11 protein-coding genes and 1 pseudogene are annotated in these 13,270 nt (G+C 56.0%); 8 read left to right on the top strand and 4 right to left on the bottom strand.

From position 1 onward, the window contains the following. Nucleotides 1-245: 245 nt before the first annotated feature. The 3 genes from M655_RS21885 (at nucleotide 246) to M655_RS21875 (ending at nucleotide 3,390) form a co-directional block, all read left to right on the top strand. Nucleotides 246-2,027 (top strand): M3 family oligoendopeptidase, encoded by a 1,782-nt coding sequence (locus M655_RS21885; RefSeq protein ID WP_007781666.1) that lies wholly within the window; start codon nucleotides 246-248, stop codon nucleotides 2,025-2,027. Between the two features lie 97 nt (nucleotides 2,028-2,124). After that, nucleotides 2,125-2,991: a bis-aminopropyl spermidine synthase family protein gene (locus M655_RS21880; protein ID WP_007781670.1), complete on the top strand. Its 867-nt coding sequence runs from the start codon at nucleotides 2,125-2,127 to the stop codon at nucleotides 2,989-2,991. 42 nt (nucleotides 2,992-3,033) lie between these two features. Next, nucleotides 3,034-3,390 (top strand): DoxX family protein, encoded by a 357-nt coding sequence (locus M655_RS21875; RefSeq protein WP_007781673.1) that lies wholly within the window; start codon nucleotides 3,034-3,036, stop codon nucleotides 3,388-3,390. A 28-nt stretch (nucleotides 3,391-3,418) separates the two neighbouring features. Here the strand turns inward: M655_RS21875 and helD are convergent, their stop codons facing one another. The 3 genes from helD to M655_RS21860 all read right to left on the bottom strand — a co-directional run bounded on the left by helD (nucleotide 3,419) and on the right by M655_RS21860 (nucleotide 7,496). Further along, on the bottom strand, nucleotides 3,419-5,785 hold the full coding sequence (helD, locus tag M655_RS21870) for an RNA polymerase recycling motor HelD (protein WP_026557960.1): 2,367 nt from the start codon (nucleotides 5,783-5,785) through the stop codon (nucleotides 3,419-3,421). A gap of 540 nt (nucleotides 5,786-6,325) precedes the next feature. Continuing rightward, nucleotides 6,326-6,943, bottom strand: a complete 618-nt coding sequence (locus tag M655_RS21865; RefSeq protein WP_005835048.1) for a DUF6143 family protein — start codon at nucleotides 6,941-6,943, stop codon at nucleotides 6,326-6,328. Nucleotides 6,944-7,121: 178 nt separating this feature from the next. Next, nucleotides 7,122-7,496, bottom strand: coding sequence for a DUF423 domain-containing protein (locus tag M655_RS21860; protein ID WP_005835046.1), 375 nt, complete (start codon nucleotides 7,494-7,496; stop codon nucleotides 7,122-7,124). 200 nt (nucleotides 7,497-7,696) lie between these two features. On the opposite strand from M655_RS21860, the gene M655_RS21855 reads away from it, so the two are divergent. The 5 genes and pseudogenes from M655_RS21855 to M655_RS21835 all read left to right on the top strand — a co-directional run bounded on the left by M655_RS21855 (nucleotide 7,697) and on the right by M655_RS21835 (nucleotide 12,670). Beyond that, nucleotides 7,697-7,879, top strand: a complete 183-nt coding sequence (locus M655_RS21855; RefSeq protein ID WP_005835043.1) for a hypothetical protein — start codon at nucleotides 7,697-7,699, stop codon at nucleotides 7,877-7,879. A 161-nt stretch (nucleotides 7,880-8,040) separates the two neighbouring features. Next, nucleotides 8,041-9,462, top strand: coding sequence for a SpoVR family protein (locus M655_RS21850; protein ID WP_007781691.1), 1,422 nt, complete (start codon nucleotides 8,041-8,043; stop codon nucleotides 9,460-9,462). A 139-nt stretch (nucleotides 9,463-9,601) separates the two neighbouring features. Then, nucleotides 9,602-10,093 (top strand): annotated as a pseudogene (locus M655_RS21845) (3-hydroxyacyl-CoA dehydrogenase family protein); the annotation flags it as partial. 18 nt (nucleotides 10,094-10,111) lie between these two features. Continuing rightward, nucleotides 10,112-10,537, top strand: a complete 426-nt coding sequence (locus M655_RS21840; RefSeq protein ID WP_353505643.1) for a 3-hydroxyacyl-CoA dehydrogenase family protein — start codon at nucleotides 10,112-10,114, stop codon at nucleotides 10,535-10,537. Between the two features lie 267 nt (nucleotides 10,538-10,804). Continuing rightward, complete coding sequence (locus M655_RS21835) at nucleotides 10,805-12,670, top strand: methyl-accepting chemotaxis protein (RefSeq protein ID WP_286085886.1); 1,866 nt, start codon at nucleotides 10,805-10,807, stop codon at nucleotides 12,668-12,670. Between the two features lie 195 nt (nucleotides 12,671-12,865). On the opposite strand, the gene M655_RS21830 is transcribed toward M655_RS21835, so the two are convergent. Further along, nucleotides 12,866-13,126 (bottom strand): hypothetical protein, encoded by a 261-nt coding sequence (locus M655_RS21830; protein ID WP_025848009.1) that lies wholly within the window; start codon nucleotides 13,124-13,126, stop codon nucleotides 12,866-12,868. Nucleotides 13,127-13,270: the final 144 nt, after the last annotated feature.

Genomic DNA, 13,270 nt, shown 5'->3' with positions numbered 1-13,270 from the left:
GCGGGCAGTCGTTTTTTCGTACAAATAAGAATTGATAAGATTTTTATCCGGTATAAGGGCAAGGAAGGTTGCACCAATGGCTTGGCGCAGCCAGGCTTTCTACTGCTCGCGGCAGCTTTTGGCAGGCGCGGGATGGCTGGCGACGTGCCGCGATGATAGCCGCCCGGACGAACTGCATAAACTAGAAGGAATCACCTGCTTCTTATAGAAATTATTTTATCAAGAGTTTTGGAGGAGGGATACATATGACGAAAGCATTGCCGCAGCGTTGGGATTTGGATGTATTATTTCCCGGTGGAAGCGAGTCGACTGCGTTTTTGGCTTTTCTGGAGCAGTTGGAAAAAGATATTTCGCAACTGAAAGCCCGCGTAGAGGATGCCGCACTCGCCTTGCAGGAAAAGGACGCGTTTTTGGAGGTTGTCTCCGAGGTGCAAAGCATCGCGGTGCGGATGAGACAGGCGGGCGCGTTCATTTCGTGCCTGACCGCGCAAAATGTGAAGGACGAACCAGCCAAGCTGCTCGGCGGACGGGTGAAAACGATCTCCGCTGCATTCGGCGCCGTGCTGACGCGCTGGGATGAACAGTTGCTGCGCATCGACGAAGCGGCATGGAACAGCTTGCTGGAGGACGGGGAGCTGCAGCCGCTCGCGTTTGTGCTGAACGAGCGCCGTCGCCGCGCCCAGGAAAAGCTGTCGCCGGAGCAGGAAGTGCTGGCGAGCGACCTCGCTGTGGACGGCTACCACGCCTGGCAAGATTTGTACAACGCCGTGGTGGGCCGGATGACGATCGAAGTGGAGCTGGACGGGGAGACGAAGCAGTTGTCCGTAGGGCAAGCCTCCAACCTGATGAGCCATCCGGACCGCGCCGTTCGCAGCCAAGTATTTGCCAAATGGAAAGAAGCATGGGGCAAGGAAACCGAGCTGTGCGCGCAAGCACTCAACCACCTGGGCGGCTTCCGTCTCGCCCTGTACCGCCACCGTGGCTGGGATTCCGTGCTGCGCGAGCCGCTCGACATCGGGCGGATGCAGGAAAAAACGCTCGAAGCGATGTGGCAGGCGATCGACAATCGCAAAGACCGTCTCGTCGCTTACCTGGAACGCAAGGCGAAGCTGCTCGGCATCGACAAGCTGAGCTGGTCTGACGTATCCGCTCCGGTCGGAAGCGTGCACAAAAAAGTGTCGTACGACGAGGCCGCTGCCTTGATCGTCGAGCACTTCAACCGTTTCAATCCGAGCATGGCGCAGTTCGCCCAAAAGGCGTTTGAAGAAGGCTGGATCGAGGCGGAGGACCGCCCGGGAAAACGTCCGGGCGGCTTCTGCACGAGCTTCCCTGTGAGCAAGCAGTCCCGCGTCTTCATGACGTATGCGGGAAGCGCAAGCAACGTCTCCACGCTCGCGCACGAACTGGGGCACGCGTACCACCAGCAGGTGATGTGGGATTTGCCGCCGCTCGCCCAAAACTACGCGATGAACGTAGCGGAAACCGCCTCGACGTTTGCCGAGATGATTCTCGCCGACGCTGCCGTGAAAAACGCGGCCAACGACGAAGAGCGCCTCGTGCTGCTCGAAGACAAGCTGCAATCCGTCGTCGCGTTCTTCATGAACATTCACGCGCGCTTCCTGTTCGAGAAAAACTTCTACGAGCAGCGCAAAAAAGGTCTGGTGAGCGCAGCCGAGCTGGACCGCATCATGGAAGAGGCGCAAAAGACGGCGTTCAAAGACGCCCTCGCGGAGTACGAGCCGCACTTCTGGGCGTCCAAGTTGCATTTTTACATCACGAGCTATCCGTTCTACAACTTCCCGTACACTTTCGGCTACTTGTTCAGCTTGAGCGTGTACGCGCGTGCGCTGGAAGAAGGCGAGAGCTTCGCGGCAAAATACGATGCGCTCCTGCAGGACACCGGCCGTCTGATGGTCGAGGATTTGGCGAAGAAGCATCTGGGCGAAGACATGACGACCGTCGAGTTTTGGCAAAAAGCAGTCGACCTGGCTGTGGCAGACATCGACGAGTTCCTGCGCCTGACGTAAAAAAGCCATTAGAAAACCTTGCGTATAGATTGGTGAGTCAAGCAGCCTGTTGCTTCGGTGACAGGTTGCTTTTTTATGCGACAGATTGTAATATCAAGTGCGACACCTGCCCGAGCTGTCTCAGGAACTGCGACAAATTTTGTCCCGGCGCCCACAAGCCAACGTGCAGCTCGACCAGGCGAAGTGTACGGCAGAGACGAGTTTGCGCCGGGCGATCCTTTGCCTGCGAAACCATGCGCTCGTCGGCAAAAAAATATTGTGTGTGGGCGACGACGATTTGGTCAGCGTCTCGCTTGCCTTGCTGCTCAAACGGCTGTTTCCGGGGAAGGAAGTAGCCTCCGGGCGGATCGAGGTAGTCGATATCGACGAGCGCTTCCTGCAATTCATCACAGGGGTGGCGAAGCAGCATGCCTTGCCGATCCGCTGCCATCGCGCCGATTTGCGCCAGCCGCTGCCGAAGAAATTGCAGCGGCAATACGACTGCTTTTTTACCGATCCGCCCTATACGCTGCAAGGGATGTCCCTGTTTTTGTCGCGGGGAATCAGCGGCTTGCAAAAACGCAAAGGACTGCCGATTTTCCTCTCCTTTGACCACAAGTCTCCTGATTTTGCGTTGCGCATGCAGCAGCAGTTCGTGCAGGCGGGGGTGAGCGTCCGCGAAGTCATCAGCCATTTCAACGAGTACGAAGGGGCGCAAATGCTGGGCGGAAAAGGGCAAATGATCGTGCTTGCCACTACCGAACAGACGGCGCCGATCGTGGAGCATGCCTTCACGGAGCCGCTTTACACCGGAGAAGAAGCGCGCTCGCAGCGTTTGTACCGTTGCCAAAAATGCGCCCACGTCAGCAAGGTCGGGGCCAGAGAACAGGTAGCGACGATCGAAGTGTTGAAAAGCAAGGGCTGCCCGCGCTGCCGCCATGCGCGCTTTGCGCTGATTGCGCGACGCCCTTCCAATCGCGACTGATTGTCCAGCGTCCGGCATATGGTAGAAGTGAGGGGGGCGACTATGGCCTACGAAAAGGCGTTCACTGTCTTGCGTATGACGACAGGCTTGCTGTTTTTGCTGCACGGACTGGCGAAGCTGCAAAAGGGGATGGACCCTGTCACGCAAATGTTTGGCGATCTCGGCTTGCCGTGGTGGCTCGCCTATTTGGTGCTGGGGATCGAGCTGATCGGCGGGCTCGCCTTCCTGCTCGGCATCGGGGCGAAATACGCGGCCTGGGGGCTGGCGGGGGTCATGACAGGGGCGATTGTGACCGTGAAGTGGAAGCAAGGATTTATCGGCGGATACGAGTTGGACCTGATATTGCTTGCGGTCACGATCTGCGTCGGCTTTCAGCAGACAAAAGCAAGACCCGGCTAGGGAAAAGGCGCAGCCGGGTCTTTTGCATTTATTGGTCCGTCTCCAGATGCTCGTAGCTGTCGGCAGATACAGCGGCAAGCAAAGGCGTTTTTTCCTGGCAGTAGTACAGGTGCAACTCGTGCATGGCCCGCGTGCAGGCGGTGTAAAACAGCTTGCGCTCGCTTTCCTCGCTGTAGCTTGCCGAGGACGCGTCGTAAATGATGACGGCGTCGAACTCGACTCCTTTTGCCAAGTACGCCGGGATGACGAGACAGCCGGTATCGTAGGACAAGGTCGAGGTCGTAATCAACCGGATCGGCATGCGGCTGGCCAGCCGTTCATGGGCTTGCTCGGCTTCTGCTGCCGTTTTCGTAATGACGGCAATCGTCTTGTGCCCGTTTGCCAGCAGCTTTTGGATGCGCTCTTCAATCTGCTTCGCGAGAGCGTCGCGGCTGTGCACCTTCGTCACAGTGGGCACCAGCCCCGCGCGGTTGAACGGCTCAATCCGCTCGCCGCCTTCCACCAACTGCCGCGTGAACTGGACGATGGGCAAGGTCGAGCGGTAGCTTTTCGTCAGGACGAACGTCTCCGTCTCCTGCGGTTCAAACAGCGACGCGACAGTGCCGAAGCTCTCGTTGTGGAACGCGTGCGCGTAAATCGCCTGGTTCCAGTCGCCGAGCACCGTCATTTTGGCGCGCGGAAACAGGCTCTTGATGAGCGCAAACTGGAAGGCAGAGTAGTCCTGGGCTTCATCGAGGAAAACGTGGCGGACGAGATTATTCGTCTGCTGGCCTTCCAGCCGCTCCTGCAAGTACAGGTAGGGCGGAATGTCTTCCTGGGCAAGCTGTGCCTGTTTGGTTTGCGCAAGCGTCATGGAGCAGATTGCGGGCCACGCCTCCGGAATTTGACTTTGTTCGTCCGGCAGCAGTTGACCGAGCAGTTGAGGATTGGCATAAAACTGCTCGTAAGTGGCCTTCGTATCAATAAATTGCAGCGCGGCAACAAAGTCGCGAATCGGCTGGAAATGCTGTTTGACGATCCGCTTTGCCAACAGCTCCTGTTCGCGGTCAAAGTCGTCGAACGAGTCCTCGCGAAACTGCTTTTTGCGGCGCAATTGCTGGTAGGCGGCGGCGAGTGCGTCTTTGTCGAGCATTTCCATTTCGTCCTCGACCCACGGCTGCGTCCGTTCACGCCGCTCCAGTTGCTTGACTTCTGCCAGCAATGCTCGGGCTACCAGGCTCATCCGGTTTGGAATCGGCAGGGAGGTGTCCAGCGCATAAAACAGCTCGTGGATGTGCGCGGCGGATATAAGCGTCCGGTTGCGGAATACAATCGGGCGAAACACAATGCCGGCCTGCATCAGCCGCTTGGCGTACTGATCCATGACCCGCAAAAACAGCGCGGACGATTTGAAGCGGATGGCGGCCAGCCGCGCCGCGTACTCCGGCTGGTCTTTTGCCGTAAGCACGTACTCCATCTGTTCCAGCGGGTCTTCCAGGCGAAAGTCGTCGCCAAGCCGATGCTCCGCATATTCCTGGAAGGTCGTCTGCTGCATGTTTTCCTCGCCCAGCTCCGGCAAAACCGTCGAGATGTAGCTGTTGAACAGCGAGTTGGGGGAGAACAGGACGATCTGCTCCGCAGTCAACGTCTTGCGGTAGCGGTAGAGCAAATAGGCGACGCGCTGCAGCGCCGCAGACGTTTTGCCGCTGCCAGCCGCCCCGGAGACGATCAGCAGCCGGCTTTTTTCGTTGCGGATGATCCGGTTCTGATCGCGCTGGATCGTGGCGACGATGCTGCGCATTTGCGAGTCGGCTTGTTTACCCAACACTTCCTGCAGCAGCTCGTCGCCAATCGTCACGCCTGTATCGAACATGTGGAGCAGCTTCCCGTCGCGGATGATGTATTGCCGTTTACACGTAATCTCGCCGGAAACGACTCCGCTTGGCGTATCGTACTGGGCAGGGCCCGGCGAATAGTCGTAGTACAGGCTGGAAATCGGCGCGCGCCAGTCGTAGACGAGAAAATGCTCGTCGTTTTTGTCCAATAGCGACGCGATGCCTAAATAAATGCGTTCGGAGCGAGGCTCCGTTTCTTCGCGAAAATCAATTCGGCCAAAATAGGGAGAGTGCAACAACCGCTGCATGGTACGCAACTGATGCAGGGCATGACGGTGGCTGCGCTCCCGCTCGGACAATACTTCAGCCTGCTGCTTGATGCTGACGTAAGTTTCGATCGCCTCGGTGGCATCCTCGAAGTTGACTGTCACATCGTCCCAAAAATGCTTGCGGATTCCGACAATATCTTCACTCACGACTTTTACCTGCTCCTTGAGCTCGGAAATCCGTTTGCTGATTTCTGCGACGACTGTCTCAACCCGTTGTTGCTCGTTTTGCCTGTCTTGCTCAGTAGCGCTCATGGTACCGCTCCTTTTTCATTCCCCATTTTTGATCTGAAGGTTTGACAAATGAAATCCAATGTGGTACTATTATATTGGGATTATAGTGAACATATATCGAGAAGTAACCTAAAGACCAATTTCCATTGTAGCAGACGGGAATTGGATTTTCAACATGCGTGTGTAGAAAAAATAACGGAGTCGATAACGAAGACGGTGCGAGAGGCATGCGTCTTCGTTTTTTTGTGTTTGGGTTGGGGGAAGGGGGCGGTTGGTCGCTGCTCGGCAGGGTGTAGCTTGTGGGGCTGGGTCTCGTCCTGCGCATATTTGTGCCTCGTCCGCACGATTGCATCGCGCCCGCACAAATGCGCCGTTCGCAGGATTGGGCCTCGTCCGCACAAATGCGCCCCGTCCCGCACAATTGCACCGCGTCCGCAGGATTGCACCGCGCCCGCACGATTGCGCCCCCCACGCCCGTTTGCTCCATATCCCGCACATCTGCTTCTACCCACCAAAACGTATGTAATGGGAAAAAGCATCGGGCTTTTTCCTTTTTTACTGTCATGCCTCATACAAAGGCTGCTCCCACCAGTTCACGCAAAACGAAAAGGACGACTTTTCCCCTGCATCCGGCACACGGACGACCATCGCCATTCCCGGACCGATCACCCACTGACCGTGCGGCTCGGCGCCTGTCGTTGTCAGCGGCGGGATGATCCGGGTGGACGCGAATACGCCATCCCGTTCGCCGTGAGCGCTGCCTGAGCCGAACATGATTTGCCCCTGGGCGGCGGGACAGGCAGCGAGCTGGATGTAGCCGGATGTCACCTGGCTGGACGTCTTCGCCTTGCCGATGCTGCTCGCTTTGCCAAACCAGATGTGCGCTTCGAGGGGAGCGGGAGAGAAGTTGGTGAGGAGCCACTGGTTTACGTATAAAAGGACGCTGGAGCGCAGCGGGTTGACCAGGGAAGCGAAGCCGTGCTCGCCGTCCGAAGCTTCTATTTTTTCCGTTTGTCCCATGTACGATTTGCACGGATCGGCCAGCGGGTGGGCGTAAGGGCTGTTTCTGCTCAGTTGGGCCGGGGGAGGCGGCGTGGGAAAAGGAAAGTATCCCATCTGCATGTACATGTCAGGCAGGCCGTAATAGTAGGAGGGACGCGCGTAGGGGGGCTTTGTCATGATTTCCTCTCCTTAGCGATTCAGTTAGTGCCAGCCCTACAGCATATGGCATACGTCCAGCGAGGGTGCCGCCGGGCTGAGAGGACAGAGCGGCGTGCTGGTCAGCATGCTCTCCTGAAACAAAAGAAAAACGCCCAAATCGTCGAGGATTGGGCGTAAGTGCGCAGCAAGACAGGGGTTACGAGACAACTTTCCAGGCATGGATGGCGAGCAGCGCCCAGCCCGCGAGGAACAGTACGCCGCCAATCGGCGTAATCGCGCCAAGCACCTTGATACCGGTCATCGCCAGCGTGTAGAGGCTGCCGGAGAAAATCAGCGTCCCGGCGGCAAAGCACCATCCGGCCCAGACGAGGCCCGAAGAGTCCGGGTACCATTTGAGCAGCAAGGCGACGAGCACGAGCGCCAGAGCGTGAGTCGTCTGGTAGGTCACCCCGGTATGGAAAATGCCAAGTGAATATTCGTCCAGCTTTTCTTTCAGGGCGTGAGCGCCAAATGCGCCAAGCGCGACAGAAAGAAAGCCGCTAATACTGCCCAGCAGCAAAAACAGCTTCATGCGTGATTCACTCCTTCTACGATCTCCATTATGCACATGTGTCCACCTTTATTGTACCGCACAACGATGGCCCATGCCCAATTGCAATTTGATGAACAGCACGCCGGACAATCGTACAGACCGCTTGTCAGCTTCCGACATAGAGTGAAGTAGTGCAGCGGCTTCATTTTCAGGCTGTTGTCTAGGGAGGTGACGTGGACATGAGCAAATGGCTTTCCTTGGCAGGTGGTCTTCTCGGTGGCTACGCTTTGCTGGAAACTCCGTTGGATGGCACGTTCTTGAATGGGCTGAATCCGGTTGTGGATGGAATTGGCCTCATCACCATGCTGGTCTTCTCGGGCGCACTTATTTATACTGGCGTGCGCGACTGGTTCCAGAAATAAGGACAACACAAAACGATAACAAAGGCGCTTCCTGATGTGAGGGCGCTTTTTCTTGCTCCCAAAAACAGACAAAGACCGTTTTTTCACAAGAACGCTGGCGTCTTTTCCCCATCAGCCCCATATACATAAAGTAGGCTTTGGCGAATGGAGGGGGAAATGCAATGACAGGCGACGAGCGCAAAGAACTGGAGCGATCCATTGATGAGATCACGGAGATAGCCAAGGGGTTCAACCTTGATTTTTATCCGATGCGATACGAAATTTGCCCGGCGGATATCATTTATACGTTTGGCGCGTACGGAATGCCGACCAGGTTTTCGCACTGGAGCTTCGGGAAGAGCTTCTACCGCATGAAACTCCAATACGACCTGAACCTGAGCAAAATTTACGAGCTGGTCATCAACTCCAACCCGTGCTACGCGTTTTTGCTCGACGGCAACTCGCTGATCCAAAACAAGCTGATCGTAGCCCACGTGCTGGCCCACTGCGACTTTTTCAAAAACAACATGCGCTTCTCCAACACGAATCGCGACATGGTCGAGAGCATGGCCGCCAGCAGCGAGCGGATTCGCCAGTACGAGATCGAGTACGGCAAGGAAGCGGTGGAAAACCTTCTGGATGCGAGCCTGGCGATTCAGGAGCACATTGATCCGGGCCTGCTTCGTCCCAAGCTCAGATGGAAGCGGGAGTCTGAGGAGCCGACGAAAAAAGGCAAGGTCGAGCGCACTTCGCCATACGACGACCTGTGGCGCCTGGACCGCAAAGAAAAAGTCGAGGCCGATCCGGCCAAGCAAGTGCGCAAATTCCCGCCCGAGCCGGAAAAAGATTTGCTGCTGTTCATCATGGAGTACAGCGATGTGCTGGACGATTGGCAGCGCGATGTGCTGACGATTATCCGCGACGAGATGCTCTATTTCTGGCCGCAGTTGGAGACGAAGATCATGAACGAAGGCTGGGCGACCTACTGGCATATGCGCATCTTGCGCGAGCTGGATCTGACGGAGTCGGAGACGATTGAATTTGCCAAGCTGCATTCCTCGGTCATCCAGCCGTCGACGACGAGCATTAATCCATATCATTTGGGCTTGAAAATTTTCGAAGACATTGAACGACGCTGGGACAATCCGACAAAAGAAGAGCAGGAGCGCTTCGGACGCAAGCCGGGAGAGGGACGGACGAAAATTTTTGAAGTGCGCGAGCTGGAGTCGGACATCAGCTTCATTCGCAACTTCCTGACGAAAGACCTGGTGAGCGATCTGGACCTGTACATGTTCGGCAAGCAGGGCAACGACTGGGTCGTGACCGAAAAGCAGTGGGAGCAGGTGCGCGACGGGCTTGCTGCCACGCGGGTCAACGGCGGCTTCCCGTATGTGCTGGTGCACGATGGAGACTACTTGCGGACTGGCGAGCTGCTGCTCAAGCATCACTTTGAAGGACTGGAGCTGGACGTGAAGTACGTGGAGAAGACGCTGCCCTACATTTACACGCTGTGGGGAAAAAATATCCACCTGGAGACGACAGTGGAAGATCGGCAAGTGATATTTACGTACGATGGCAAAAAGGTGCACCGCCGCTTTTTGTGAAGCGAAAGAAAGCCGTACGTCCGGTGGAAGGCATAGCCGGATGTACGGCTTTTCTGCTGCGCCGGGCAGGATTTAGCCGCGGATTGTGGAAATTTTTCGAAGAAAGAGCGGTTTACCTACTTCCCGGGAGGTTCTTCACATGACAAAGCACGTAGCGGTTATCGGATCAGGGGTTATGGGGCATGGGATCGCCCAGCTTTATGCGCTGGCAGGCTTCCCTGTTTCGCTGTATGACCTGCAGGAAGAATTGCTGCACAAAGCAAAGGCGAGCATCGAACAGAGTCTGGCGCTGCTGGAACAAGAGGGAGTCATTACCTGACAAGACAAGTCCAATGCGCTGGAGCGGATTACGCTGACTACCGATTTGCAGCAGGCGGTGGCCGATGCCGATGTGATTACAGAAGCGGTGCCGGAAGTGATCGAGCTGAAGTGGCAGTTGTTTGCGACGCTGGAGCAGTACGCGAAGCCGGAGGCGATCATCGCGTCCAACACCTCGACGTTTTCGATTGCGCGGCTGATTGAAAAAGCACAGTCGCCGCACCGTTTTATCATCACCCACTTTTTCAACCCGGCGCAGCTTGTGCCGCTGGTCGAGATTGTCCGCCACGAAAAGACGGCGGAGGATGTCGTCAGAGCGACAGTCGAGCTGATGAAGCGGATTGGCAAGGCGCCTGTGCTCCTGAATAAAGATGTGCCAGGCTTTATCGCCAACAGGCTGCAAGCGGCGCTGATGAGAGAGGCGTTTCATTTGCTGGCGGAAGGCGTGGCTGACGCGGAGGAAATCGACACGGTCATGAAAGAAGGCATCGGGTTTCGCTGGGCGTTTGTCGGTCCGATCGAAACGGCGGACTTCGGCGGCCTCGATACGTGGAAGCGGGTTATGGACAATTTGGCGCCAGAGCTGGACCAGTCCACAACGGCTCCGGCGATCATCGCCGAGCGCGTGGAAAAAGGCGAGCTGGGAACCAAATCCGGAACGGGCATCTACGCGTACGAGCGCACCTCTGTCGCAGAAAAGCTGCATGCCAGAGATGAGCAGTTCATCCGTTTGGCCAAGCTGAAAAAAAGTCGCTAGAGCGAAAGCTGGGCACAAAAAGGTCGGGGTTGATCCCGGCCTTTTTGGCGTCGATTTTCACTGCATGGCCGAGCCTGCACAGCACGCGGAAGAGAGGGGGGACGGGCACGGCTGTGTACGCCTTGCTTCCTGAATTTGGCGCATTTAATGATTTTATTGCGAAATTTTCCTAAAAAATCGTCAGGCAGTTACCGATATTAGTCATTAGGACTTATAGCGATCGTCCTGTTTTTGCCAAGTTCAACGAAGAAAGAAGATGAACAACCATTGAATGCAAGGTCACTAGAATGGATCAAAAGCTTTAAAACAAAGCTGATCGTGACGTTTCTTTTGATCCTGATTGTCCCCTCCCTTGTCGTCGGAGGCTTCTCATTCCAGCAAGCCAAGCAGGAAATCGACAAGCAAATCATGAAGAGCGCAAACGAGAATGTCACGCTCGTCAACTCCATTATCAACAGTACCTTCGAGCCGAAAATCAAGGATGCTGACTATTTGGCAAAAATCATCGGCAAAAGCATGTACACGGGCACCGACAGCCCGGAAGTGATGAAGTACCTCGATATTTACATGGGGATGAACCCGGAAACGGCCAGCGTCAGTCTGGGAACGGAAGGCGGTCAGTACTACCGCTCGCCCAGGCAAGAGGTGAAAGCAGGCTTTGACCCGCGGACGCGAGACTGGTACAAAAACGCGATGGCCAGCAAAGGAAAGGCCATTATTACCGAACCGTACATTTCGGCGGTCACGGGCGAAGTCATCGTGACGATCGCGAAAGCGACGGATGACGGCTCGGGAGTCGTCGGGATCACGCTTGGCATCGAGCAGATCAAACAGGTCGCCAGCAGCGTAAAAATCGGCGCCGAAGGCTATGTGATGGTGCTCGACGGGGCGAAAAAGTTCGTGGTGCATCCGGAAGAGAAAGCAGGAGAAGAAGCGCAGGAGAGTTTTTACGAAAACTTGTATCAGCAACAAACCGGCCAATTCTCTTACACGCTGGACAACCAGCCAAAAGAGATGTACTACCTGACAAACGAGATCACGGGCTGGAAAGTCGCTGGCTCGATGTATCGCAAGGAGGTGGATGATGCCGCCAGTCCGATCTTTTCCCACACCCTTTGGACCATCGCTGTTTGCTTGCTCGTGGGCGGGCTGATCGTCTTCGCGAATTTGCGGTCGATTATTGCCAGCATCAGACAGATCAAGGAGCATGCGGTGCGGGTCAGCCAGGGTGTTTTGACGGAGGCGATCGAAGTGCGGACAAGCGATGAGATCGGCGAGCTTGGCCGTGCGTTCAACGTGATGCAGGAGCAGTTGCGCGCGCTCATTTCCGATGTGGAGGCGAGAGCCGAGCTGGTGGCGGCTTCCTCCGAGCAGTTGACTGCGAGCGCCCAGCAGACGAGCATTGCAACAGAGATGGTGACGACAGCCGTTCAGGAAGTGGCGGGGAGCGCCGAGAAGCAAACCGCCGTAATTGACCGCAATGTCCATTCGCTCCATGAGGTAGCGGAGGGAGTCGGCCAGATCACGCAAAGCGTCCAGGCGCTCTCCGATATCGCCGAGAAAACGACAGAGCAGGCGGAGGAAGGCGGCAACGCGGTGCAGCAGGTTATGGGGCAAATGAACTCGATTCACGATTCGGTAGAAAAGTCCGACCAGATGATTAAATCGCTGTACGATCGGTCCAAGGAAATCGGCTCGATCTCCGAAGTCATCAGCGGGATTTCCCAGCAGACGAATTTGCTGGCGCTCAATGCCGCTATCGAGGCCGCACGCGCTGGCGAGCACGGAAAAGGCTTCGCTGTCGTCGCTACCGAAGTACGCCTGCTGGCCGAGCAATCCCAGGAGTCGGCGAAGCAAATCTCCGAGCTGATCGCAGAAATTCAGAAAGAAACGCGACAATCCGTGGACAATATGGAAAAGGTCAGACAGGATGTGGCAGAAGGCTTGGCGATCTCCGAGGAGACGATCCAAAAGTTTGCAGAAATCGTCGTGAGCACGCGCCAAACGAACCCGCTCATCCACGAAGTGTCGGGCATCGCCGAGCAGATCGCGGCTGCTGTCCAGGAAGTGACGGCAGCGGCAAACGAGCTGGCTGTGATCGCAGAGGCAATGCGGAAACCGCCGAGGAAGTAGCGGCTTCGTCCGAGGAGCAGCTCGCCTCCATGCAGGAAATCTCTTCGTCGGCCCAGGCGCTGTCCTCGTTGTCCGAGGAACTGAAAGGGCTAATCAACAAGTTTACGTACAAATAAACAGGAGCTGTGCCTCTACGAAACGAAACAACCCTTGCTCGTTTGAATCGAGCAGGGGTTGTTTTTTGGCTGGGGATAGTTACAGATCGCGAGCGATATGCGGTTTGCTGTAATGACTCGTGCCCCCGCCGCCAACCAGGACTCTTCCGCCTTTGCCGAAGATGAGCAATTTTCTTGCGCCATCTGCCAAAAGCACGTTGATTTTCGCCCGGTTCACGGTTGCGATATAAATGACGTATCCGCTTCTCGATACGACAGTACGCCAGTTTCGATCGAATTCCGAACGCAGAACCCGGCTGGAGTACACTTGATTTTCCACGCGTGTCGCCGTTTTTTTCATAGAGATCAACACCTCCTGTCCCTTTCACTGTATGCAGCAGCATGGCAATGGTGTGGACAAGTGTGCGTAGATAAGCCCCTATTTTTGTTGCATCGGACTGGCAAGCGTACTATGATAGCAGCAAGGACGGCAACTGCAGTGCTA

The organism is Brevibacillus sp. NSP2.1 (genome assembly GCF_000470975.2).
GTDB lineage: Bacteria > Bacillota > Bacilli > Brevibacillales > Brevibacillaceae > Brevibacillus > Brevibacillus agri.
The sequence above is the reverse complement of the archived record's forward strand: the minus strand, read 5'-3'. Positions and strand labels throughout refer to the sequence as shown.

What these genes read in the sequence shown, in the direction of transcription:
- M655_RS21840 (WP_353505643.1), top strand. Translation starts at nt 10,112, where the DNA reads ATGAAGCGGATTGGCAAGGCGCCTGTGCTCCTGAATAAAGATGTGCCA.
- helD (WP_026557960.1), bottom strand. Translation starts at nt 5,785, where the DNA reads ATGAGCGCTACTGAGCAAGACAGGCAAAACGAGCAACAACGGGTTGAG.
- M655_RS21855 (WP_005835043.1), top strand. Translation starts at nt 7,697, where the DNA reads ATGAGCAAATGGCTTTCCTTGGCAGGTGGTCTTCTCGGTGGCTACGCT.
- M655_RS21885 (WP_007781666.1), top strand. Translation starts at nt 246, where the DNA reads ATGACGAAAGCATTGCCGCAGCGTTGGGATTTGGATGTATTATTTCCC.
- M655_RS21875 (WP_007781673.1), top strand. Translation starts at nt 3,034, where the DNA reads ATGGCCTACGAAAAGGCGTTCACTGTCTTGCGTATGACGACAGGCTTG.
- M655_RS21865 (WP_005835048.1), bottom strand. Translation starts at nt 6,943, where the DNA reads ATGACAAAGCCCCCCTACGCGCGTCCCTCCTACTATTACGGCCTGCCT.
- M655_RS21830 (WP_025848009.1), bottom strand. Translation starts at nt 13,126, where the DNA reads ATGAAAAAAACGGCGACACGCGTGGAAAATCAAGTGTACTCCAGCCGG.
- M655_RS21850 (WP_007781691.1), top strand. Translation starts at nt 8,041, where the DNA reads ATGACAGGCGACGAGCGCAAAGAACTGGAGCGATCCATTGATGAGATC.
- M655_RS21860 (WP_005835046.1), bottom strand. Translation starts at nt 7,496, where the DNA reads ATGAAGCTGTTTTTGCTGCTGGGCAGTATTAGCGGCTTTCTTTCTGTC.